The organism is Aeromonas sp. 600774, from assembly GCF_049175075.1.
Taxonomy (GTDB): Bacteria; Pseudomonadota; Gammaproteobacteria; order Enterobacterales; family Aeromonadaceae; genus Aeromonas; species Aeromonas veronii_A.
This window is the reverse complement of sequence record NZ_JAAKUJ010000008.1, coordinates 73,893-97,675: the sequence shown is the minus strand read 5'-3', so window position 1 is coordinate 97,675 and position 23,783 is coordinate 73,893. Positions and strand designations below refer to the sequence as shown.

The window sequence follows — 23,783 nt, the reverse complement described above, 5'->3', positions numbered from 1 at the left end:
TCTGTTTTTTGTCAGTAGCACAGAGTGTTAGTTTTGATATGAGTGTTCCTTTTGGTCCCTTTTGAGGGACCATTTTTCTGTCTGCTATCTTCCCCTGCTCCACCTGTGTACCTTCCTTGGTATTCCCTCTCTGCTTTGGGTATGCTGCCTCGCTTAAATTACAGAAGCGGGATCCCCGTCCATAGTGATGGCTACAGTGCCACTGCTACCATGAACTCCAATGGATGATGCCGGGCATACGGAAAGGCACATGAAACTTACAACACATCTTGTCTCGTTTATTACCTTGTGCGTGATCGCTGCCATGGCGACCGTGCTGATTGGCGGGGTGTTCAGCTTTCGTGAGCTGGGCATGGAGTTGCAGCAAAAGAAGGTTGATGCGCTGGTCGAAGTGATCGACAAGCAGCTCGATGTTGCTCACGGCATGGAGGATATGAGCCGCTGGCTGCCCACCTTGCTGCGGGCGGCTCATGTGGTGGAGCTGGAGGTGCGCCAGAACGACCAGCGGGTCTACTGGTTCCGTGATGTACAACGTCCGGTTAATGAACCGCTGCTGGTGCCATACAGCCATCTACTGCCCCATCAGGCGGGCATGCAGGCCAACTTCAAGCTGGAGCGTCCTTTCAAGGAGGCAGAGTACTCCATCAAGGCGATGTCGGGCATCTCGTTCGGTATCTTTATCGTGGTGTTCGGTCTCTGGTACTCCATCCGCTGGTTGCGCCAGCAGTTGCGCGGGGCCGAGCTGCTGGGCATACGCGCCCAGCTGATCCTCGATGACAAACTGGTCAAACTGAGCCATGACCCCGCCGAAGAGTGGCCGGTTGCCGCCAGCCAGGCACTTGACCATCTGCTGGCTGAGCTGGCGGATGCTCGCAAGGAGCGCAGCCGCTTCGATAACTTCATTCGCAGCAACGCCTTCGTCGACAAGATGACTGGTATTGGCAACCGCCTCTTCTTCGATAACCGGCTCGAGAGCGCCATCATGGAGGCGAGCGTCATGAGTGGCGGTGTCTTGCTGATTGAACTCGCCTGCCTGGAAGAGCTGGAAGCTGACCAGTTCGAGCTGCAGGGACACGATCTGCTGCTGGAGGCGAGTGCCGTGATCAGTGCTTTTGTGCGCAAGCATAATGGCGCCTTGCAGGCTCGTTATGCTGGGCATGTCTTTGCGGTGTTGTTGCCCAATATGTCGGAGAGCGAGATGGTGGACAGTGCCAGCCAGTTGCTCAAGAGCCTGCAACGGCTGCACTGGCCGCAGCAGGTCAATCCGGAGACGGCCATCTACATCGGTGCTGTTTGCTACCAGGCGCAAGACACCCTGCTCAAGGTGCAGGAGGAGGCAGAGCTGGCCCTCAAGAGTGCCCGTCTACAGGGGCACAATGGCTGGTTTCTCTATGAGAAGCAGCTGGACGAGGAGCAGAGCAGCAAGGGGACGGTGCGCTGGCGTACCCTCATCAGTCGCCGTCTTGAAGAACAGGGCATCGATTTTTATACCCAACCGGTCCAGCAGGATCGGGATCAGGTGGTGCTGCAACAGGATCTGCTTACCTATATCCACGATGAGCAGGGGCGGGAACTGCAAGCTGGGATCTTCATGCCAATGGCGGAGAAGGTGGGGCTATTGCTGCAACTGGATCGGCTGGTGGCGGAGCAAACGTTGGTGTTGCTGCGCCAGCGTTCCGAGCAGAGCTGTCCCATCAGTCTGACCCTGAGCGCCCAGAGCCTGCTCAACCGCGAGTTCCAGCGCTGGCTCTTCTTCGCCTTGTTCCAGTTGCCGCGCAGCACCAACGAGCGGTTGATCCTGCAACTCTCCGAATCCCAGGTGACCCGCCACTTCGAAGCACTCAAGCGGCCGCTGCGCTCCCTGCGCATGCTGGGCTGCCAGCTGGCCATTGATCATGCTGGCCAGGATGTGGTGAGCACCCAGTACATCAAGGAGTTCGAGATCAACTTCCTCAAGTTGCACCCCAGCCTGGTGCGGGAGATACACGCCCGACAGGTCAACCAGATGGCGGTCCGCAGTCTGGTAGGAGGCTGCGCCAATACCCGTACCCGGGTGCTGGCGGTGGGGGTAGAGAGTGGCGATGAGTGGAAGATGCTGCGCCACCTCGGGGTGCATGCCGGGCAGGGGCCCTGGTTTGCCGAGCCACGCCGGTTGGTGCTGGAGCCGGCTGGTGATTGAGATAAATGAGAGAGGGTCGTCGTGGGGCGACCCTCTCTCGTTTGCGGTTGCCGTCAGGCGGGGCTCACAGTCGCCCTTGTTCCCGCAGTCCGGCCAATCCCTGCATGCCGCCGGTATGGATAAAGACGATTTTGCTGCCAGGAGCGATGCGGCCCGCAGCAAGCTCGCGAAACAGTCCCCACATCGCCTTGCCGCTGTATATCGGCTCCAGAGGCAGACCTGTTTCGGCGCTGAAATCTTGAACCCACTGCCAGAGGGCCGGGCTGAATTTGGCGTAGCCACCATCGTGGTGATCGAGAGCGATCCGCCAACCGGGAATGCTGGCTGCCGCAGGATGGAGGCGACACACCTCGTCAGCGATAAAGCCGCCCCCCTTCAGTACCGCAATGGCGAGGATCTGCTCCCGATCCCGTTTGCCGGCGATCAGGCCCGCCAGAGTGCCGCCGCTGGCGCAGGGCAGTACCCAGAGATCCGGCGAGAAGGGCACTTCGCCGACCAGTTCCGCCACCCCGGGGATGGCCAGCGGGCTGCTACCCCCTTCCGGCACGATCAGGGTATCGGGTGCATCGAATTGGGCCAGCCAGTCGGGATCCTGCCGTCGCCGGTAACTCTGGCGGTCGACAAAAACGAGATCCATGCCCCAGCGCCGGGCATCCCTCAGGGTAGAGTTACTGACGGCGTCATATTCGCCCCGTATGATACCGGTAGTACGAAGACCAGATTGGCACCCCGCTGCCGCCAGCGCGTGGATATGGTTGGAGTAGGCGCCGCCAAACGAGAGCAGATGCTGTTTGCCGTGCTCTTTGGCATGCAGCAGGTGGTACTTGAGCTTGCGCCACTTGTTGCCGGAGATGGCCGGATGGATCAGATCATCCCGCTTGCACCACAGCTCCACACCATAGCGGGTCAGCAACGGATGGTGGAGGCGTTGCAGGGGGGAAGGGAGGATGGCTTGACCCTCTGACTCGGCGGAAAGGCTGGCTTGCAATGGTGAGTCCGTCTTTTAATATGGAGGCTAATCTGCTGTTTATGTTAATATTTCATACATTTAATCACTATTGATGGGCGGGCTTACATGAAACAACTGTTCAGACGGTCGACGCCAAGCCGCCAGGTCGGGCTCTTGCTGGCCAATGACAGGATCATGCTGGCTGCGGTGGGCAATCCCCCCATCTTCGCGACGCGCACCATCAACGGCCCACAGGAGTGGGCAGTGGCCATGAACGAGCTGTTCAGCCGTCATGGACTGGCCAAGTCTAAAGTGCGGGTGGCCCTCGCCGCCAGCCTTTATCAACAGATCCAGATCGACAAGCCTGCCGTGCCTGACGCCGAGATGGCGGGGGCGCTCCCTTGGGCCATCAAGGATTATGTCAGCGAACCCGTGCTGCAACTGGCGATGGATTATGTGGACTTGCCCACCCCGCCGGCCGGTCGTCCTCGCATCAATGTGATTTGCCTGCCCAAGAGCCGGGTGCAACAGCTGGCCGATGCCATCAACGGCATCGCCACCCTGCAATCCATCATCAGCGACGAATTGGCGCTCACCTCTCTCTATGACGCTGACGAGACGGTGCGCATGCTGCTGTGGCAGCCCAAGGGGCAGGATCTGCAACTGCTGGTCTTCCATCAGGGCGGGCTCTGCTTCTCCCGCCAGCTGCGCGGTTTCATCAGCCTGACTGGCGAACATGAGCCGGACAGCATGCTGCTCGATTCACTGGCGCTGGAGATCCAGCGCTCCCTCGACTATCTGGCGGGCCAGCTGAAATTGCCCGAGCTGGGGCAGATGCAGTTTGCCGTCGCCTCGCCCTTTATCGGTACCCTGGTGCGTCACATGGAGCAGACCTTCGGCTTTGCCGTCTCCGCCATGGCCAACAAGGCGGTGCTGGCTGGCGTTGAGTACCTGTCGGCCTATGCCGCCGCCATCGGGGAGGATGCGTGATGAAACGTCAGATAAACCTCTATGGCGCCGAGTTTCGCCCCAAGCGGCAGTGGGCCAGCCTCAATCAAATGGCGCTGGTATGGGGCTTTGCACTGCTGCTGATCCTGTTGACGGGGGGGGGTTACAGCTGGCAGCAGCAGCAGGTCAGCCGGGCGCTGGCGCAGCGCTCTGCCGAGCTGGAACTCAAGCGCAGCGAGGCGCAGCGGCTCGATGCCGAGCTGGCGCGCCATCAGGCAGATCCCCGGCTGCAACAGCAACTGGTCAACAAGCAGGATGAGCTGACGGCCAAGCAGGGGCTGATGCGCCAGCTGGGCAGCCTGACCCTGCAAAAATCCCAGGGCTATGCCAGCGTGATGGCGGATCTCTCCCGCATTCGCAACAACAACCTCTCGTTGCAGCGCATCGAGATCAACGAAGGGCGGATCAACCTCTCCGGCTTTGCCGGACGCAGTCAGGATGTACCGGCCTGGGTCAACCGCTTCAAGCAGACCCCGAGTCTGGTGGGCAAGGAGTTTGGTGAACTGACCCTCAGCCGTGACAAGGAGGGTCGTTTGACCTTCCAGTTGAGCGGCATCGCGCGGGAGAAACCCTGATGAACCTGAAAGCACAATGGCAGGCATGGGGCCAGCGTATCGCCGTGTTGAGCCAGCGGGAGCGGGTGTTGATCCTGCTGACTGGTCTGGTGCTGCTGGGCGCGGCCGGACTCTACGGCTGGCTCGATGGCGCCGATACCCGCCTGCAGCAGGATCGCATGGCCCTGAGCGCCGCCGAGCGCGACCTCGAGATCATGGAGCTGGAAAACCTCGGCAAACAGGCCCGGCTCAAGCGGGATCCCAATCAGGGCGTTCGCGACCAGCTGGCGCAGGTCGAAACGGATCTGGCCCGTATCGACGATGAGCTGAAGGCACAGACCGTCGATCTGATCCCGGCGCACGAGATGCCGCTGGTGCTGGAGGCGCTGCTCTCCCGCTCCGCCAACCTTCACATGCTGGCGCTCAGTTCGCTGGAGCCGACCCCGCTGATGGCGGGAGAGCAGAAGGTCAATCTCTACAAGCATGGTATCCGGCTTCAGCTTGAAGGCGGCTATTTCGATGTGTATCAATATCTTAAAGCGCTGGAAGCCTTGCCGCGCCACTTCTACTGGAAGCAGTTCGACTATCAGGTCAAAGCCTATCCCGGCGCGGTGGTGGAGATGGAGATCTACACCCTGAGTACCAGCAAGGAGTTTATCCGTGGCTAGAGTGTTTGCGTTGTGCTGTTGCCTGTTCAGCTTGCTGGTTCAGGCGGGGCAGGTCGAGGTATTGCAGGATCCCACTGCGCCGCTGGCGGATGTGGCGGTTGGCGCCCGTGCGACCGGCGAGAGCAGCGCCGGTTTGCCGAAGCTGCAGAGTGTGGTGCTGGGCAATGGCCCTGCACTGGCGGTACTCAATGGCAAGAGTTATCGGGTCGGACAACAGGTGGACGGCTATACGCTGGTGGCCATCAATGCCGATGCCGTGGTGCTGGAAAAGGCGGGAAAACGCCATGCGGTAACACTGTTTGCCAGCAAGATCCGGGTTTGAGTCGTGCTTGCCTCTCGAGAGGTGGAGTGGCTTTATCGAGTTTAATTGCAAGTCAGGGTGCCCTAATTACATGAAAAAACACCGTCTCTGTCTGATCACCGTGGCCATGATGGCTGCAGGCTGTACCACGTATCAGCACCCCGAGCCGACCCAGGCGAAGGATGCCCTCAAGCAGGCCATGAACGAACAGCAGAAGCAGGCTGCCCCGCTGACCACCTTGCCCAAGTCGGTGCAGAGTGAATTGCTGCAGCTGAACCGGCCGCAGATGCCGGTCGGCATGCCGGAGAAACGGCTGCGTATCGCGGCTCACGACGTGGAGGCGGTGGAGTTTTTCGGTTCCCTGTTCAAGGGCTCCCGTTACAGCGTGGCGGTGCACCCCGGGGTGGCTGGTCAGATCTCGGTCGAGCTCAAGGATGTGACCCTGCCGGAAGTGCTGGCGGTGGTGGGCGACATGTACGGTTTTGACGTACAGCGCAAGGGCAACGTCTTCCATATCTATCCGGCGGGTTTGCGCACCGAAACCATCCCGGTCAACTATCTGATGATGTCCCGTCGTGGCCTCTCCCGCACCTCGGTCAGCACCGGCGGGGTGACAGCCAATGACAGCAATAACGGCAACAGCGACAGTAGTTTTGACAGTGCGTCGAACAACAACAGCAGCACCAACAACTCCTCCGGCAACAACTCGAGCGGCGACAGCGGCAATGGCACCCGTATCGAGACTGACACCAACAGCGACTACTGGACCGATCTGCGTGACTCCCTGCAGACCCTGATTGGCACGGGTGACGGTCGCGCCGTGATCACCAGCCCGCAGGCGGGTCTGGTCACCATCCGCGCCTATCCGAAAGAGCTCAAGGCGGTGCGTGAATTCCTCAATCAGTCCGAGAGTCACCTCAAGCGTCAGGTGGTGCTGGAGGCGCGGATTATCGAAGTCGCCCTCAACGAAGGGTACGAGCAGGGGGTGGACTGGAGCGGTCTCTCCGCCAGTTGGGATGGCGGCAAGGGGATCACAGGCGGTGGTTCGGCGGCTAATTCCCAATTGCCCACTACCCCTAACCAGATATTTACGGCGCTGGGAGGTGGGGCTGGCTTTACCATTTCCGACGGTAACTTCAACGTGGCGGTCAACTTGCTCAAGACCCAAGGCGATGTGAATACCCTCTCCAGCCCCCGCGTCACCGCGACCAACAACCAGAAGGCGGTGATCAAGGTCGGGACGGACGAATATTTTGTCACCAATGCATCGACGACAACCGTGAGCACGACGAGTGGTGACCGAACCACTCCCAATGTAGAGCTGACCCCTTTCTTCTCGGGTATCTCTCTGGATGTGACACCACAGATAGATGAAGAGGGTAAGGTGTTGCTGCATATCCACCCCTCCGTTATCGATACTGAAGAGCAAACCAAGACCATCAAGGTTACAAACAGCGATACGCTGGTGCTGCCGTTGGCGAAAAGCTCCATTCGAGAGTCAGATACCGTGGTGCAGGCCAATAATGGCGACATCATCGTTATCGGGGGTCTGATGAAGACCGATAAACAGGAGATCGTCAGCAAGGTACCATTGCTGGGCGACATTCCCTGGGTGGGTGAAGCCTTTACCAACCGCCGCGAGAGCACCAAGAAGGTGGAGCTGGTGATCATGCTCAAACCGACCGTGGTAGAGAAAGACACCTGGCAAAACGAGCTACAACGTTCCTCCGAGCTGCTCGACAAGTGGTATCCGGCCAAGGGCTGAACCATGACACCAGAGACGGTCACTCTTATCCCGAACGGCCTGTGCTGCTTTGCCTGCACAGGCTGCTTGTTCGAATTGGCAGGTGATGTCGCATGTACCTGAGCCACTTCGGTCTGCAGGAGGCGCCGTTCGGCCTTACCCCCAATACCGGCTTCTACTACGGCCTTCCCCCTCACGAGGAGGCGCTACAGGTGCTCAATTGGGCGCTGGCGCAAGGGGAGGGATTTATCAAGGTGACCGGCGAGGTAGGTACCGGCAAGACCCTGCTCTGCCGCAAACTGCTGAGCGAGCTGGGCTCGGAAGAGTGCCCGGTGCGGCTCGCCTGGTTGCCCAATCCCCACCTCAGCCCAGCCGAGCTGCGCACAGCGCTGGCGCTGGAGCTGGGGCTGTCGGTGCGGGAGCAGAGTGAGCTGGATCTCACCGATCGCATCCATCGTCACCTGATCAGCCTGCACCAGCAGGGCAGTCGGGTGGTGGTACTGATCGATGAGGCCCAGGCACTGCCTGACGAGACCCTGGAGGCGATCCGCCTGTTTGGCAATCTCGAGACAGAATCGAGCAAGTTGCTGCAGATCGTGCTGTTTGGCCAGCCAGAGCTGGATGTCAGACTGGCCAGGCCTCACCTGCGCCAACTGCGCCAGCGGATCGGCTTTTCATACTGCCTGCGCCCGCTGCGCTTTGACGAGACCCGCGCCTATCTGGAGCACAGATTGCAGGTCTCCGGCTACCGCGGGGCACCACTGTTTGTTGGCCGCGCCATGCGGATGCTGTGGCGGGCCTCGCGAGGGATCCCGAGACTGATCAACATCCTGGCGCACAAATGCCTGATGTTGGCCTACGGTCAGGGGGGGCGCCGGATCGATAGCCGTCTGGTGAGGCTCGCCATTCGCGATACCGACGATGCCAGCCGCTTTGCGCCCTTGCGCTGGTGGCCCCTGTTACTGTTGCTGGGGTGCGCCCTGGCTTATGGAGTCTGGCCATGAGCGTTATCAACCAGATGCTGAAAGATCTGGATCGGCGCCAGCAAGGCGCCGAGGGAACTGCCGTCTATATCCCGCCAGTACGTCAGCAGGGTTGGTGGATGTTGCTGTTGACCCTGATCTGTGGTCTGGCATTGGGGATCCTCGGTTGGCGCACCTGGATCTACTGGCAGCAAGCTCACCCTGTCGTCGCCGCCAGTGAAGTGGTGGCCCCCGATGTGGTGACACGAGCCGCCGCGCCAGTCAACCCGCCCGAGCCGGTCGAGGTGGCCGCTGCGCTGCCGTTGCCGGGTGGGGATGAGAGAGTGGCTGATACCGCTGGCGGGCAGGTAGATGGAGAGATGGCCGATGGTGCCCCCTTTGATGCCTCCAGCGATATCGACGAGTCGGAGCCGACCGATGAAGAGCTGCAGCCCGAGCTTTACGCTGAACTGGCGGCAGAACAGCAGGCTGTCGCGAGTGCGCCACGCAAACCTGGCGTATTGAAGATCGAGACGGTTGAACTGTCGGCCAAGGAGCTGGCGGCACTGGCGGAGCGCAAGGCGACGACCGCCATGGCCAAGGGGAGTCTGCGGGATGCGCAGGACAATTACTATCAGGTGCTGGCCCACGATCCCTACAACCAGGGGGCGCGGGAGCAACTGGCGGGGCTGCTCTACGGCGAGGGGCGTCTGACCGAGGCGCGTCAGCTGCTGGAGGAGGGGATCCGACTCGATCCCCTGCAGGCCGATTTTCGTCTGCTGCTGGCCCGTCTTGCCATCAGCGAGGGACAGCAGCAGCAGGCACTTGGCTGGTTGTCCGGTTATCAACCTGATCTTGCCAGCAACCTGGACTATTACGCCACCTGGGCCGGACTGGCTCAGGAGCTGGGACAGAATGTCGAGGCGGCCAATTTCTATGTGAAGCTGCTGCGCCAGCAGCCGGATCAGGGCCGCTGGTGGCTTGGTCTCGGCGTGGCCGAGGATGGTCAGGGGCACAGCCAGCGGGCGCTCGATGCCTATCGCAACGCCCTGCTGCACGGCAACCTCGGCGAGGCGTCGACCAACTGGCTGGAACAACGAATTGGCCAACTAACCCCTTGATAAACGCAGGTTCGATGAGCGAAGAGATCATCGGATGTGGCAACGGGTGTGAAGTAACAGATATCGGAGCAAACATGGCACAACCCAGACTGAAAATGCGCCTCGGCGACCTGCTGGTTCAAGAGCAGATCATCTCTGATGATCAGTTGCAGCTTGCCTTGCAGCAGCAGCGTCAGACCGGCCGCAAACTGGGTACCACTCTGATTGACCTCGGTTTTATCAGTGAGGTGCAGCTACTGCAGTTCCTCGCTCGCCAGCTGGATGTGCCCTTCTTCGATCTCAATAACCTCACCATCGACGCCGCTGCTGTGCCGTTGCTGCCCGAAGTGCAGGCACGCCGTTATCGGGCGCTGGCAGTCAACCTCACCGACAACAAGGTGACGGTGGCCATGTCGGATCCGGCGGATTTGAGTGCGCTGGATGCCATCGCCGCCCTGCTGAGCCCGCGGGAGATGGTGCTGGCGGTCGCGCGGGAAGGGCAGTTGCTGGACTATTTTGACCGCCTCTATCGCCGTACCCGCGAGATTGAGAGCTTCGCCGAACAGCTGCAGGAGGAGTATCAGGACTCCGGCTTCGAGTTGGGTTCCGGCAATCTGGGGGCCAGTGACGAGGGGGAGGCGACGGTAGCCAAGTTGCTGCGCTCCCTGTTCGAGGATGCGGTACAGGTGGGGGCGTCGGATATCCACATCGAGCCGGACGAGAAGGTGCTGCGCATTCGCCAGCGGATCGACGGCATTCTCCACGAAAACATCCTCAATGAGGTACGCATCGCCCAGGCGCTGGTGCTGCGCCTCAAGCTGGTGGCCGGGCTCGATATCTCCGAGAAGCGGCTGCCGCAGGATGGCCGTTTCAACATGAAGGTGCGCGGCCGCGATGTCGATGTGCGGATGTCCACCATGCCGGTGCAATATGGCGAGTCGGTGGTGATGCGTCTGCTGGATCAATCCTCCGGCATTCTGTCACTGACCGAGACCGGCATGCCGCCGGAGATCCTGACCCGTTTCCGCCGTCAGCTCAAACGCCCGCACGGCATGATCCTGGTGACCGGCCCGACCGGGAGCGGCAAGACTACCACCCTCTATGGCGCCCTCTCCGAGCTCAATCAGTCCAGCAACAAGATCATCACGGTCGAAGATCCGGTGGAGTATCGTCTGCCCCGTATCAGCCAGGTGCAGGTCAATCCCAAGATCGGTCTCACCTTTTCCCATGTGCTGCGTTCCACCCTGCGCCAGGACCCGGACATCCTGCTGGTGGGTGAGATGCGGGACAACGAGACGGTGGAGATCGGTCTGCGTGGCGCCATCACCGGTCACCTGGTGCTGACCACCCTGCACACCAACGATGCGGTGACCAGTGCCCTGCGTCTGATCGACATGGGGGCGCCCGGCTATCTGGTGGCGAGCGCCCTGCGAGCGGTGGTCGCCCAGCGGCTGGTGCGGCGAGTGTGTGAGCACTGCGTTGAGGAGAAGGCGCCGGACGAAGGGCAGGCCACCTGGCTTACCGTGCTCTCCGGCGAGGCGCCTGGCCAGCATACCTATCACAAGGGCCGGGGTTGCCAGAGTTGCAACTTTACCGGTTACTCCGGACGGATTGGGGTCTACGAGCTGCTGGAGCTGGATCAGCCGATGATGGATGCCCTGCGCCGCAACGATGCGGAAGGGTTCGCCAAGGCGGCCCGTCAACACGAACACTACCGGCCGCTGGCCCTCACCGCACTCGACTATGCCCGTCAGGGGATCACCTCGGTGGACGAGGTGCTGCGACTGGCCGAGGATTTGGGGTAAGCGATGGCTAATTTTGCCTACAAGGGGCGTGACAGCCAGGGCAACGCCACCAGTGGCGTTGTAGAGGCTGCCAACGAGATGGCGGCCGCCGAACAGCTGATGCGCCGCGGGGTGATGCCTACCGAGCTGAAAGCCAGCAAGGCCAAATCCGCCACCATCGACTGGTCACTGCTGCTGGAAGGGGGCGTCAAGCTGGACGAGCTGGTGATCTTCAGCCGTCAGATGTATGCCCTGACCCGGGCCGGGATCCCGATCCTGCGCGCCATCTCCGGGCTGGAGGATAGCACCCACAGCAAGCCGCTCAAGCGGGCGCTTCACTCGCTGGGGGAAGATCTTGGCAACGGTCGCCCGCTGTCGAGCTCGATGCAGGCGCACCCCAAGGTATTCAGCAGCCTGTTTGTCGCCATTATCCACGTGGGTGAGAACACCGGTCAGCTGGAAGAGGCCTTTTTGCAGCTTGCCAACTATTTCGAGCTGGAGCTGGAGACCCGCAAGCGGATCAAGACCGCCATGCGCTACCCCAGCTTCGTGATGATCGCCATCGGTATCGCCATGGTTATCCTCAATATCATGGTGATCCCGGTGTTTGCCGGCATGTTCGCCAAGTTCGGGGTGGAGTTGCCGCTGGCGACCCGCATTCTGCTCGCCACTTCCCACTTTTTTGTTCACTACTGGTGGTTGCTGCTCGCCATTTTGGCGGGGATGGTGTTTGGTTGGCGCCGCTGGGTTGCTACCACCAAGGGCAAGCTGACCTGGCACCGCTGGCAGCTCAAATTGCCGATCGTCGGCACCATCATAGAACGCTCCCTGCTGGCTCGTTTTGCCCGCAGTTTTTCCATGATGCTCAAGGCAGGGGTGCCGCTGAACACTGCGCTGACCCTGGTGGCCGATGCGGTGGATAACGCCTGGATGGCGGGGCGGGTACGAGATATGCGCGCCGGTATCGAGCGGGGCGAGAGCCTGCTGCGCACAGCCAGCAGTAGCGGCCTGTTTACCCCGCTGGTGATGCAGATGATTGCCGTGGGGGAGGAGACCGGTCAGGTCGATGACCTGCTCCATGAAGCGGCCGAGTATTACGAGCGGGAGGTGGATTATGACCTCAAGAGTCTCACTGCACGGATCGAGCCGATCCTGATCGGGATCGTGGCGGTGATGGTGCTGATCCTGGCGCTCGGGATCTTTACACCGATGTGGGACATGATGCGCGCTGTTCGGGGTAAGTAACCATGCATCTTTAACTCTGATTGGCGGGACATGATGAGCGTCGTAAGAGGCAATAGGGCGAGGGAGTCGAGGAGTGGATGAGCAGACAGACACAACAGGATGATCGCTGGCTGGCCGGATATCGGCGGATCGCCGTGATAATCCTGCTGATGGTGATCGTCACGACCCTGGTGCGCAGCTATCAGATCAACCGGGAGGAGGCGCAACAGCTTTCGCTCACCCTGCTGGGGGAGCAATTTGCTGAGCGGGCACAGCGTTTGCACGGGATCTGGCTGAATGAGCGGCGCCCCGGCACCCTGCATAGCGCCGGTCATGGTTGGCAATTTGATGAGCGTGGCTGGCCACTCGGACTATTGCCCCCGCAATCCCCATCAGAGAATTGTCGTCAGTTGTGGCTTGCGCTGGTGGGCGAGACGGAGGGGAGCATGCCACCCTTACAGTTTCTGGCTCGCCCCGATGGCAGTGGCTGCGAGATAGGATGGGATGGTTATTGGCTGGTTTATCTGTTTTCCGACGGGCGAGTGATGAAAAAGCCTTGAATGAGGCTAATCATATGACCCAACTACATGATTTTTTTAGGTCTGCATGAAATAATATCGGCCATTACCAAGGGAGCATGAAAATGAAACCAATGGCACCATCAATGCCAAATAACGGGATGACAAGACAAGCTGCCGGCTTCTCCCTCATTGAGCTGGTGATCGTTATCGTGATCCTGGGGATCCTGGCGGTAACGGCGCTGCCCCGTTTTCTGGATGTGACCGACGAGGCGAAGAAGGCCAGCGTCGAGGGGGTATCTGGTGGCTTTGCTACCGGTGTATCTCTGGTTCGGGCCCAGTGGGAAGCGGAAGGGAGAGCCAAACAGGATAGCCTCAATACCGTGCTCTATGATGGCAGTCGCTTTTATCTGACCACACCGACGGATGCCCAGATCAGCAATGGTGAGTTGTCCCCTGGCTACCCCATGGATACTGCGGCCAGCGGTAATCCGGATGTGGACCCAGCCAATTTGACCGCCGAGCGTTGTCTCAATATTTGGGAGGGACTACTGCAAAACCCGCCCAAGGCTACGGCCAGCTTCAATGAAGTGCGCGGTAGCGGCAATGACCTGAAATACTATGCCACTGTGAGCAGTAATGGACTGGATTCGGTCTGCCGTTACTATCTGGTCAATAGTTTGAGTAAGGGCAGTGATGGCAAGTATCAGGATCCGCAAGGCAAGACTGATGCATTTATGAGTTTCAGTTACCGCCCGGCATCCGGTCAGGTGACCACAAATATTAATTAACAGAGGAAAGTGAAATGAAAAAACAGGCGGGTTTTACCTTGATCGAACTGGTTATCGTGATCATCATTCTGGGTATTCTGGCGGTCACTGCTGCACCCAAGTTCCTGAATCTGCAGGATGATGCACGTAAGTCTGCTGCGCAGGGGGTTCAATCTGCACTGCAGAGTGCAGCTAATCTGGTTTATAGCAAGGCTGCTTTGGAAGGTCTTGAGGCATCGTCTTCTGCCGTATCTGTTGCTGGAACTACAGTTCAGGCGATTTATGGTTATCCGACTGCTGCGACAGTTAAAAATGCACTTACATTGGATGGTTGGTCTGTTTCTCCTGCGACCCCTACAGGGAGCACTGCAGATTTTTATCCTGATAATACAAAGGGTAACTCTTGTTATGTGACCTATACGCAAGCTACTGATAAAGACACTCCTTTCAAGGTTGAATTGGCGGATACTTGTAAGTAAGCGTGCAAGCGAGGCTTCGGCCTCGCTTTCTTCTTTCCCCAATGAGAAAAACCATGCCTGCAACCAAGGGCTTTACCCTGATTGAACTGGTACTGGTGATCCTGTTACTCGGGATTCTTGCCGCCTTTGCTGTGCCCAAATGGCTGGGCAAAGGCGGCGTTGAAACTCAAACCGTGCGTGACGAGCTGCTGACCCGGCTGCGATTGGTGCAGACCGTCAATATGCATGAGCCTGCCAACCGCTGTACCCAGCTGGTGGTCGCCTCTCCCCGTTTTGCCCACCGAACTTATACTGCGTGTCCTGCCAGCGATGATCTGGGCAGTGGCTGGACCGACAATTTGCGCACCCGTGGTCGGCTGGTAACCGTCTCTGAAGGCATCACTCTTTCCCTGAACAGCAACAACAGCTTCGTGCTGCGCTTCGATCAGATGGGGAGGCCGCTAGGCAGTTGCGCCGCCGGTTGTACCTTGCAGGTGAGTGATGGTCGCGAAACCAGCCGCATCCAGATTGAGTCTGAGGGGTTTATCCATGAGATCCCTTAAGCGTGGTTTTACCCTGATTGAGCTGATCGTCGGCATCGTGCTGCTGGCCGTGGCCTTGACCGGTATGTTGGGGTTACTTATCAATCAAGCACCTCAGGCAGTGGATCCGGTGCAGCAGGTGCGCGCCGCCCAGCTTGCCCAGCGCCTCTCCGGCGAGATCCTGCAAAAGTCGTTTGATGAACATTCGGAGCATAACGGTGGTCGTTATCGTTGTGGCGAGACCTTTAATGGCCAATTTTATGGGGATTGCAGTTGCCCTGTTGGTGTGGCATGTACCCCGCAACCTCCTGCTCCGACGATTGCTGGTTGGCAGCCTAGTCAATATGGTCCTGATGGTGAGCCCGCATCCTATGCTTATAACGATGTGGATGATTTCGATACCTCAGGTAATTGGGTGGATGCCAACACCCTGACTCAGACTGCAGCGGGAGTCGGCGGTGAGGAGTATCGCAACTATCAGGTGAAAATTGTGGTGAGCGGAGCCGATTTCAGCGACGGCACCTTCAAGAGTTGTGCCGCACCCTGCTCTGTGGGTAAGCGTATTGATCTGCAGATCAAGCTACCGGATCAGAGCGTGCTCGACTTCTCCTTCTACCGGGGGAACTACTGATGGATCGCTCTGCTGTCGGGGGTTGCCTCTCTACCAGAATATCAGCGCCCCTAGCCAACTCCGGCGCCAGATTACGCCTGGTGGCCAATCGAACCTACCACAAACCTCGGGGTAACCGTGGCTTTACCTTGGTCGAGCTGGTGATGGTCATCCTGCTGCTCGGGATAATGGCGACCTTTACCAGCCAGTTTATCGGTATCGGTACCCAGATTTATGGCGATGCCAGCAGCCGTGAGCAGCTGATGAGCGATGCCCGCTTCGCCATGGAGCGGCTTAACCGCGAACTGCGCGATGCGGTGCCGGGATCGGAGCGGATCGAGACGACTGGCGGGGCATGGGTCGACTCCGGTGCCTGTCTGCGGTTTTGGCCCATCAGCACCTCCAGCCGCTATCTGGCGCTTAACCGTGCTATGTCGGGGAGCACGGCCACCCTTGAGCTGGTGATGGCGACCCCGGCTTCTGCTGCCAACCCACTGGATGTGGATGCCACCGCCGTCAAAAAAAATGATCAGCTGATCGTCTTCCCTGTGCCGGACAAAAATGCCGGTTCGCTCACGGCTGGCTGCGATTATGGCCGCTGCGTGGCCAAGGTCACGGATGTGCTGACGCCCGTATCCGGAGCGCAAACCATCCGCTATACCAGTGCCGAGAGCCTGGCTGGTCTCTCTCCGGGCAGCCGGGTCTACTTTGCCAACCAGCAGGTACGTTACTGTGTGGAAGGAAACACGCTGATCCGTGCCACTGCCCCCATTGGAGCATCCTTACCTGCACAAGGCGTATTGATGGCCGATTCCCTTCGTATTGGAACCTTCTATCGGGAAACCTCGGCGTTTAACGCTGAAGGGGAGTTTGGCATGCGCTTTGTGTTCGAACGCAAGGGGGAGTCGGTCACCTTCAACCACAAGATAGAGGTGTTCAATGTGCCCTGATCCACAGGCTTTCGGACGGATGCGAGGCAGTGCCTTGATGATCGCCCTGTTTGTGATTGTGGTGATGGCACTGCTGGCGGCTGCCATGGGCCGTTTTCTGGTCGATAGCGGCGAGAAAAATACCGTGGAGGTGCGCAGCGTGCGGGCCCTGCTGGCCGCCCAGAGCGGGCTGGAAGTGGCGCTCTATCGGTTGTTCCCCAAGCGCACGCTTGCCCAACCGACCCCCCCAGCGGTCTGCCTGGCAAGCAGCCCACTGAGCTTTGCCAGCAATCCAGGGCTGACCAACTGTCAGGCTGTGGTTCGTTGCGCCACGGTGCCGGTGACCTACAACGGATCTGTGACCAATGGCTATCGTCTCGAGAGTGTCGGAACCTGTGGCAGCTCGGACCTTAACAGTGCCAACCCTGATTTTGCCGTGAGCCGAACCCTGATGGTCGAAGCTTATGATGGAGGAACACCCTGATGCGCAATTTATGGATCGTCGCAGCCGTGTGGCTATTTAGTGGCGCAGCAGGGGCCTTTCAAACTATCAATAATGGGACAACGTTTCCTGCTGTTGTACAAGGCCATGGTGGCACGAGTAATGGCTGGTGTGGGTGGTGGGGAAATAACTACTCCACTCTCACCATGAATGGCAGCGCCAAGATAACCGGCACAGAGGGGCGAACCCTAAATTTCTGTTATTCCAACCAAAATGCGGGAATGCCTGTTGATAGCTGTGATAACAGCAATGGCAGTAGAAGACTATGTACGATTACACCCGATACGATTCAGGGTCTATCCACCAGTGGGGGTAACGCATTTTTAGCTGGGAATGGTAGTAGTGGCGGAGTCCCTTTCTGTAGTGCTGGGCAGGCTATCAGTTTAGGCAGTGCAAGTCAGTATCAGTTCTCCAGCCTCTCTTTGTATAGCAGTTGCACCGTGACCTTCTCCTCAGCTCGCACCGAATATCGGATCCAGAAGATAGAGGCTGGCAGTGGTGCCAAGCTGATTTTGCCTAGTGGAGACTACTGGATCGATCAGTTGACCCTTAATCAGGGGGCCGAGATTGAAATTCAGGGAGAAGTGAGGATTTTTGTGAAACAGGCAACCCAGCTCAACGGTGCTGTATTGAATCGTTCCGGTACGGGTTCTCTGCTGCTATTTGGATATCAGGATATCACCCTGAACAACGATACCTTGTTGAATGGGTATGTTTATTCCGATCAGACGCTGGTGTTGAACAATACCTCCGTCATTAACGGCCGTACTACCAGCCGTTCCCTGACGATGGCAAGTAGCAGCGCCATCAATGACCAGGCATTTGCTCCGCCATTGACCTGTTTTAACGATAACTTCTCGTCCGGCTCTCTGAGCAGTGACTGGGTGGTGAAGACCAGTAGTGGTTCTTTCACCCCTTCAATTGTCAACGGCCGCTTGCGCTTGACCCAAGCGGTGGGTAATCAGGCCACCTCAACTACCTATCAGCGGTTATTTCCGGCAGCGAACAATCTGGTGACCATCTCCTTTAACCATTATGCCTACGGTGGCAACGGGGCTGATGGTATGGCGGTAGTGCTATCCGATGCGACAGTGACACCACAGCCCGGAGCATTTGGTGGTCCGCTTGGCTATGGTTTCAAGCCGGGTATCCCCGGTTTTGCAGGAGGTTGGCTGGGGATTGGCTTCGACGAGTTCGGTAACTACTCGGGCGAGGGGGGGACGGCCAACGTGGGGCAGCGTCGGCAGGCGGTGGTTATCCGTGGTTCCGGTTCAGGAACAAGTGGTTACAACTATCTGCGGGGTACCTGTAACAACGGCACGACCAACACGAGCACAAATTGCCTGAGCCCGGCAGTTGATGGCAATGGCAATGCTAACCACAAGTATCAACTTACCATTGACTCACGTGTTGCCGGCCAGTCGATGGTGAAAATAGAGCGAGATACCGGTAATGGCTACATTACGCTGATCGACTCGTTCAATGCTCAGAGTCAGAGCGGCCAGACTCAGGTGCCGAGTGATTTTTTGCTCTCTCTTACCGGTTCGACCGGGGGCTCCACCAACGTCCATGAACTCGACAATGTGCAGATCTGTGCTCTGCGATCCAACCCGGTTGGTGTTCAGATTGACCACTTCCAGCTTGACCACTCCGGTCAGGCGCTGACGTGCAATCCCGAGACGGTGACTGTCAAGGCATGCGCCAATGCCGCTTGTACCACACTAATCACAGATCCGGTGACCGCGACCCTGAGTTTAACCCCAATTTCTGCCAGCAATGGTTGGATTGGTGGCAATACAGTGACCTTCAGCGGCGGTTCGACCACTGTGCAGCTGCGCAACAATACGCCGACCGCAGTAACCATCGGCGTTTCCGGTTCGACTCCGACGACCAAGCCATTCAGTACCACCTTGTGCAAGGCTGGGGCTGGTACGCCCAGTGCTGCCGCCTGTACCCTGAACTTTGCCGATAGCGGCTTCTTCTTTGATGTGCCTGATACCTATTCCAATCAGCCGCAGACGGTGACTATCAAGGCAGTCAAAAAGAGCGATGTGACCAAGCAGTGTGTGCCGGGGTTTGCCAGTCAGACCAAGAGCGTCAAGTTCTGGAGCAGTTATATCTCTCCGGCCAGCAACCCTTACAACAGCAAGATGAGCATTAACAATAGTGTGCTCAGTACCAGTCAGGGAGCTGCGACGCAGCTTTCCCTCGCATTTGATGCTCAGGGGCAGTCGACCATCACGGTTAATTATCCGGATGCGGGTAAGGTGCAACTGGATGCCCGTTATGATGGTACTGGCAGTGAAGCCGGTTTGGTGATGCTCGGAGCGGATCAGTTTGTGGCGCGTCCGGTGGGCTTGTGCATTACCCCTCCGCAAGGGGTATGCGCGGCAGGTGATAGCAGCTGTCCAGTCTTCAAGAAAGCGGGGGATACGTTCCAGGTAGATATCAAGGCGATGGCCTGGGAGTCAGCCAATGATGGGGATATCTGCGCCGGGAATCTGACTACGCCCAACTTTTCCCTGCCCAATATTGCTCTGGGCAGTACGCTGGTGGCACCCAATCCGGGCACCAATGCAACGCTGGGGACTACCACCTATAGCCATGTGGCTGCACCCAACAGTGTTAATAGCGTTAGTCAGACAGTGAGTGAGGTGGGAGTGTTCAGGATGACAGCGAACCCACCTGCTGGTAGTTACTTCACCTACACAATACCAGCTGTAACCAGCGCCCCCATCGGTCGTTTTGTGCCTTGGGATTACAGTTTGAGCGGCGGTTTTATCACTCCAGCCTGCAATGCCTTTACATACATGAGTCAGCCCTTTGCCAGCGGTTTTGTCCTCACTGCACGCAATCTGCAGAAAGGGACGACACAGAACTATAAGGGGGCGTTCGCTAAAGGGGTTGCTGAGATGGTGGCGGCTAATGCTTTGGATGGCATTGCGCGTGACCAGCGTATTACGTTGTCGCCATCGCTCAGTTGGGCAAATGGTGTCGCCAGTATCAATCAGCAGTCGCCTTTGGGGCTGAATACCCGTTTTGATCGCGCCGCGAGTCCAGAAGCACCTTTTGCCACGTTGAGCTTTGGTATCAAAGTCGATGATAAGGATGGCGGCAATACACTGTTGGCTAATCCAAATATGAATACTGCTGTGGCTGGGGCATGTTCCGGTGTTGGGTGTAATGCGGTGTTACTCGGTACGCAAAAGTTGTTGTACGGTCGCCTGCAAGCTGGTACGGCTGCGGGGCTGGCTGCGGCGCCGCTGGCCATTCCGCAGCAAATGCAATATTACGACGCTGGCAACTGGCTGCTGAACAAGGAAGATCAGTGTACCCAGCTCTCTTTGGCCAATCAGGGGTTCACTTTCCTCAATTCGAGTCACACCTTTGATGCTGCGACCCGCGAGTTGAATCTGGGGGCGGGTCGCAAAATCAAGCTGGGGTTGGGCGGCTCGGCGCCCGGTGGGGACGCTGCACTGGCGAAAGACGGGGAGATCCTGTTCCACTTTGCCAAGCCGGATATCTCGGTGCGCATTCCCTACAAGGTCGATTTGGCAAAACAGCCGTCGCAGCCGATCTGGTTGTCTGACCCGGCCAGCCTGCAGGGGGAGGCCATTTTCGGCTCCAGCCGTGGTAATGACAGAATTATTTATCGGCGCGAAGTATTGCATTGAATAATGTGAAAGGGGGGATGGCTCAGCAGCATCCCCCTAAATCCTTGTTTATTAGTGTTTGCAAGCGTGTGCGAGTGAGTGATGACTCGCATTTTTGTCGCGCCTGATTGATTGGCGACAGTTTGAGCGCTTGCCGATTGGGGTGGGCATTGGTAAAGTTAGCCGGTTTTCTGCACCTCCAAATTCTTAGGATTTCCCGTAGCCATGTTCAAAAAGCTCAGAGGCGTCTTTTCCAACGATCTGTCGATCGATTTGGGAACTGCCAACACCCTGATCTATGTAAAAGATCAAGGGATCGTCCTTAACGAACCCTCAGTTGTCGCCATTCGCCAAGAGCGCGGGAACGCCAAATCGGTCGCTGCTGTCGGTCATGCCGCCAAGCAGATGCTGGGCCGTACCCCGGGCAACATCTCCGCGATCCGCCCGATGAAAGACGGCGTGATTGCCGATTTTTACGTGACCGAGAAGATGCTGCAGCACTTCATCAAGCAGGTTCACGACAACAACTATTTCCGCCCCAGCCCGCGTGTGCTGGTGTGTGTACCGTGTGGCTCCACTCAGGTTGAGCGTCGTGCCATCAAGGAGTCCGCTCTGGGTGCAGGTGCCCGCGAGGTTTACCTGATCGATGAGCCTATGGCTGCTGCCATCGGTGCCGGCCTGCCGGTGTCCGAAGCAACCGGTTCCATGGTGGTTGATATCGGTGGTGGTACTACCGAAGTAGCCATCATCTCCCTGAACGGCGTGGTCTACTCCCAGTCCGTCCGTATCGGTGGCGACAAGTTTGACGAAGCCATCATCAGCTACGTCCGTCGCAACTACGGCAGCCTGATCGGTGAAGCCACTGCCGAGCGCATCAAGCACGAGATCGGCTCCGCCTATCCGGGCGAAGAGGTGCGCGAGATTGAAGTCCGTGGTCGCAACCTGGCTGAAGGTGTACCGCGCAGCTTCACCCTCAACTCCAACGAAATCCTGGAAGCGCTGCAAGAGCCGCTGTCCGGTATCGTGGCCGCCGTTATGGTGGCTCTGGAGCAGTCCCCGCCGGAACTGGCTTCCGACATCTCCGAGCGCGGCATGGTGCTGACCGGTGGTGGCGCTCTGCTGAAAGATATCGACCGTCTGCTGATGGAAGAGACTGGCATTCCTGTCGTCGTGGCCGAAGATCCCCTCACCTGTGTGGCCCGTGGCGGCGGCAAGGCGCTGGAGCTGATCGATATGCACGGTGGCGATCTGTTCCACTACGAATAAGACCCAAAGCCGGCCAGCGTGCCGGCTCTTTTTTGACGACCCATGAAACCCATTTTTGGTAGAGGCCCTTCGCTTCAGTTACGGTTGTTTCTCGCCGTCATCATCTCCATTGCTGCCATCGTCGCGGACTCCCGCTTCGGTGTGTTTACCCATGTCCGCGTCTACCTCAGTTCGTTAGTCAGTCCCCTGCAATACATGGCCAATGCGCCCGGTACCCTGCTCGACACCATGTCGACCCAGGTGCAGACCCGTGCCGATCTCATCGAGCAGACCAAGCAGCAGGAGCAACAGCTGTTTACCCTGCGCTCTCGCCTGCTCAAGATGGATCATCTGGAGCACGAGAACCAGCGTCTGCGCGAGCTGCTCGGTTCGCCGGTGCACAAAGAGTCCCGCAAGATGGTGGCCGAGCTGCTGTCGGTGGATTCCGACCCCTTCAGCCATCAGGTGCTGATCAACAAGGGGGCGCTGGATGGCGTCTATAACGGTCAGGCGGTGATCAACGATCAGGGGGTGATTGGTCAGGTGCTCCACGTGGGCTCCACCACCAGTCGCGTGCTGCTGATCACCGACTCCAGCCACGGTATTCCGGTGCGGGTGCTGCGCAACGACTTGCGCGCCATCGCCTCCGGCAGTGGCGAGCTGGACAAGCTGGAGCTGCGCAACCTGCCGCGCAACACCGATATTCAGGTGGGGGATCTGCTGGTCACCTCGGGTCTGGGTGGCCGTTTCCCGGAAGGTTATCCGGTGGCGACCGTGACCCGATCCGAATATGTGGAGGGCAAGCCCTTCGCCCAGGTCGAGGCCAAGCCGCTGGTCGAGCTGGATCGGCTGCGTTATCTGCTGCTGCTGTGGACCGACAAGAAACCCGAAGTACATGATGATGAGAATGGCGAACGGGTGGCAACGGCTGCCTCCGCCGCTGGAGCCACTCGCTGATGCTGCAACCCGCCAGCGGCAGGATCTGGATCTGGATTTCGATCCTGCTGGCCTTGAGCCTGTCGATCCTGCCGCTTCCTTTCGAATTTGACCCCTTCCGTCCGGACTGGCTGGCCATGGTGCTCATTTACTGGGCACTGGCCTTGCCGCACCGGGCCAATGTCGGCACCGCCTGGGTGGCCGGCCTGCTGCTGGATGTGCTGCTTGGCAGCACCCTCGGCGTGCGGGCCATGGCGATGGCCATCACCACCTATCTGGCAGCATTCCAGTTCCAGAAGATCCGCAACTTCTCCCTCTGGCAGCAGGCCCTGATCATCGGTGGGCTGTCGCTGGTAGGCAAGCTGACGGTGTTCTGGGCCGAACACCTGTTTAGCCGGGCCAGCCTCAACTTCGCCTACTTTTGGTCGACGTTGACGACGATGCTAATATGGCCCTGGGTGTTTCTGGTGTTGCGCAAAGTGCGGCGCCGCTTCAATATCAGGTAAATATGAGCAAAAACAACGAACTGCAACTCTATCTTGCATCGGGTTCCCCCCGTCGTCGCGAACTGTTGGCCCAGCTTGGCTATCGTTTTGATGTGCTGAAACTGGATGTGCCGGAGCAACGGGAAGAGGGGGAGAAACCGCAGGATTATGTCTGCCGTCTCGCCCGCGACAAGGCGATGGCTGGTGTGGCGTGTGCGCCGACGGCGTTGCCGGTGTTGGGTGCCGACACCATAGTGGTGCTGGGGGATCGGGTGCTGGAGAAACCGTCCGATCTGCTCGATGCCAAGGATATGCTGGAGGCGCTCTCCGGCAAGGTACATCAGGTGATGACCGCGGTGGCGCTGGCCACCCCCGAGCGCTGCGATGTGCGACTGGTCACCACCAACGTGGCGTTTCGCAAGCTGGACGAGGCCGAGATTGAGGCCTACTGGCAAACCGGAGAGCCCTGTGACAAGGCCGGGGCCTACGGCATTCAGGGGATTGCCGGCAAGTTTGTCAGCCGCATCGAAGGCAGCTATAGCGCCGTGGTCGGCCTGCCGCTGCTGGAGACGGATCTATTGATCAAGCAGCATCTGGAACAACACAAGTAATTTTCCGTCAGCTGTGCTCTGCTGCGTTCTTCCTTGCGCGCGTTGTACCGG

At 58.7% G+C, this 23,783-nt stretch carries 23 protein-coding genes; 22 read left to right on the top strand and 1 reads right to left on the bottom strand.

Features of this window, described 5'->3' with window-relative positions:
• The first annotated feature begins 250 nt into the window (after window positions 1-250).
• Window positions 251-2,179 (top strand): EAL domain-containing protein, encoded by a 1,929-nt coding sequence (locus G5171_RS10410; RefSeq protein WP_005342880.1) that lies wholly within the window; start codon window positions 251-253, stop codon window positions 2,177-2,179.
• Window positions 2,180-2,243: 64 nt separating this feature from the next.
• On the opposite strand, the gene G5171_RS10405 is transcribed toward G5171_RS10410, so the two are convergent.
• Entirely contained in the window at window positions 2,244-3,167 is a 924-nt protein-coding gene (locus G5171_RS10405; RefSeq protein ID WP_201947771.1) for a 1-aminocyclopropane-1-carboxylate deaminase/D-cysteine desulfhydrase, read from the bottom strand.
• 87 nt (window positions 3,168-3,254) lie between these two features.
• On the opposite strand from G5171_RS10405, the gene G5171_RS10400 reads away from it, so the two are divergent.
• The 21 genes from G5171_RS10400 to G5171_RS10300 all read left to right on the top strand — a co-directional run bounded on the left by G5171_RS10400 (window position 3,255) and on the right by G5171_RS10300 (window position 23,732).
• Window positions 3,255-4,118 (top strand): MSHA biogenesis protein MshI, encoded by an 864-nt coding sequence (locus tag G5171_RS10400; protein ID WP_139740303.1) that lies wholly within the window; start codon window positions 3,255-3,257, stop codon window positions 4,116-4,118.
• The gene (locus tag G5171_RS10395; protein ID WP_421260147.1) at window positions 4,118-4,711 is read left to right on the top strand and encodes a PilN domain-containing protein; all 594 of its coding nucleotides are present in this window, start codon (window positions 4,118-4,120) and stop codon (window positions 4,709-4,711) included. The genes G5171_RS10400 and G5171_RS10395 overlap by 1 nt, the downstream gene beginning before the upstream one ends.
• Window positions 4,711-5,358, top strand: coding sequence for an MSHA biogenesis protein MshJ (locus G5171_RS10390; protein WP_139412193.1), 648 nt, complete (start codon window positions 4,711-4,713; stop codon window positions 5,356-5,358). Before G5171_RS10395 ends, G5171_RS10390 begins: the two co-directional genes overlap by 1 nt.
• Complete coding sequence (locus G5171_RS10385; protein ID WP_265061714.1) at window positions 5,351-5,680, top strand: SctD/MshK family protein; 330 nt, start codon at window positions 5,351-5,353, stop codon at window positions 5,678-5,680. Before G5171_RS10390 ends, G5171_RS10385 begins: the two co-directional genes overlap by 8 nt.
• 70 nt (window positions 5,681-5,750) lie before the next feature.
• A complete protein-coding gene (mshL, locus tag G5171_RS10380; protein WP_421260146.1) occupies window positions 5,751-7,424 on the top strand; it encodes a pilus (MSHA type) biogenesis protein MshL in 1,674 nt (557 codons plus the stop codon).
• 92 nt (window positions 7,425-7,516) lie between these two features.
• Complete coding sequence (locus G5171_RS10375) at window positions 7,517-8,407, top strand: ExeA family protein (protein ID WP_005342891.1); 891 nt, start codon at window positions 7,517-7,519, stop codon at window positions 8,405-8,407.
• Window positions 8,404-9,486, top strand: coding sequence for a tetratricopeptide repeat protein (locus G5171_RS10370; RefSeq protein ID WP_421260145.1), 1,083 nt, complete (start codon window positions 8,404-8,406; stop codon window positions 9,484-9,486). Before G5171_RS10375 ends, G5171_RS10370 begins: the two co-directional genes overlap by 4 nt.
• A 74-nt stretch (window positions 9,487-9,560) precedes the next feature.
• Window positions 9,561-11,270, top strand: coding sequence for an MSHA fimbrial ATPase MshE (gene mshE, locus G5171_RS10365; RefSeq protein WP_236346262.1), 1,710 nt, complete (start codon window positions 9,561-9,563; stop codon window positions 11,268-11,270).
• Between the two features lie 3 nt (window positions 11,271-11,273).
• On the top strand, window positions 11,274-12,494 hold the full coding sequence (locus G5171_RS10360) for a type II secretion system F family protein (protein WP_337073118.1): 1,221 nt from the start codon (window positions 11,274-11,276) through the stop codon (window positions 12,492-12,494).
• A 77-nt stretch (window positions 12,495-12,571) separates the two neighbouring features.
• A complete protein-coding gene (locus G5171_RS10355; RefSeq protein ID WP_421260144.1) occupies window positions 12,572-13,033 on the top strand; it encodes a hypothetical protein in 462 nt (153 codons plus the stop codon).
• 77 nt (window positions 13,034-13,110) lie between these two features.
• Window positions 13,111-13,782, top strand: a complete 672-nt coding sequence (locus G5171_RS10350; RefSeq protein ID WP_050552177.1) for a prepilin-type N-terminal cleavage/methylation domain-containing protein — start codon at window positions 13,111-13,113, stop codon at window positions 13,780-13,782.
• Window positions 13,783-13,796: 14 nt separating this feature from the next.
• Complete coding sequence (locus tag G5171_RS10345; protein WP_421250829.1) at window positions 13,797-14,240, top strand: prepilin-type N-terminal cleavage/methylation domain-containing protein; 444 nt, start codon at window positions 13,797-13,799, stop codon at window positions 14,238-14,240.
• A gap of 53 nt (window positions 14,241-14,293) precedes the next feature.
• Complete coding sequence (locus G5171_RS10340; protein ID WP_005342902.1) at window positions 14,294-14,782, top strand: prepilin-type N-terminal cleavage/methylation domain-containing protein; 489 nt, start codon at window positions 14,294-14,296, stop codon at window positions 14,780-14,782.
• Window positions 14,769-15,392 (top strand): type IV pilus modification PilV family protein, encoded by a 624-nt coding sequence (locus G5171_RS10335; RefSeq protein ID WP_421260143.1) that lies wholly within the window; start codon window positions 14,769-14,771, stop codon window positions 15,390-15,392. The genes G5171_RS10340 and G5171_RS10335 overlap by 14 nt, the downstream gene beginning before the upstream one ends.
• Complete coding sequence (locus G5171_RS10330; RefSeq protein ID WP_216979619.1) at window positions 15,392-16,321, top strand: type II secretion system protein; 930 nt, start codon at window positions 15,392-15,394, stop codon at window positions 16,319-16,321. The genes G5171_RS10335 and G5171_RS10330 overlap by 1 nt, the downstream gene beginning before the upstream one ends.
• A gap of 37 nt (window positions 16,322-16,358) precedes the next feature.
• Window positions 16,359-16,784 (top strand): MSHA biogenesis protein MshP, encoded by a 426-nt coding sequence (locus tag G5171_RS10325; RefSeq protein WP_257687243.1) that lies wholly within the window; start codon window positions 16,359-16,361, stop codon window positions 16,782-16,784.
• The gene (locus G5171_RS10320; RefSeq protein ID WP_421260142.1) at window positions 16,784-20,476 is read left to right on the top strand and encodes a DUF6701 domain-containing protein; all 3,693 of its coding nucleotides are present in this window, start codon (window positions 16,784-16,786) and stop codon (window positions 20,474-20,476) included. The genes G5171_RS10325 and G5171_RS10320 overlap by 1 nt, the downstream gene beginning before the upstream one ends.
• A 204-nt stretch (window positions 20,477-20,680) precedes the next feature.
• Window positions 20,681-21,721, top strand: a complete 1,041-nt coding sequence (locus G5171_RS10315; RefSeq protein WP_005340051.1) for a rod shape-determining protein — start codon at window positions 20,681-20,683, stop codon at window positions 21,719-21,721.
• Between the two features lie 42 nt (window positions 21,722-21,763).
• Complete coding sequence (gene mreC, locus G5171_RS10310; protein ID WP_005342907.1) at window positions 21,764-22,657, top strand: rod shape-determining protein MreC; 894 nt, start codon at window positions 21,764-21,766, stop codon at window positions 22,655-22,657.
• Window positions 22,657-23,142, top strand: coding sequence for a rod shape-determining protein MreD (mreD, locus tag G5171_RS10305; RefSeq protein WP_421260141.1), 486 nt, complete (start codon window positions 22,657-22,659; stop codon window positions 23,140-23,142). The genes mreC and mreD overlap by 1 nt, the downstream gene beginning before the upstream one ends.
• A gap of 2 nt (window positions 23,143-23,144) precedes the next feature.
• Entirely contained in the window at window positions 23,145-23,732 is a 588-nt protein-coding gene (locus tag G5171_RS10300; RefSeq protein WP_005342909.1) for a Maf family protein, read from the top strand.
• Window positions 23,733-23,783 lie beyond the last annotated feature (51 nt).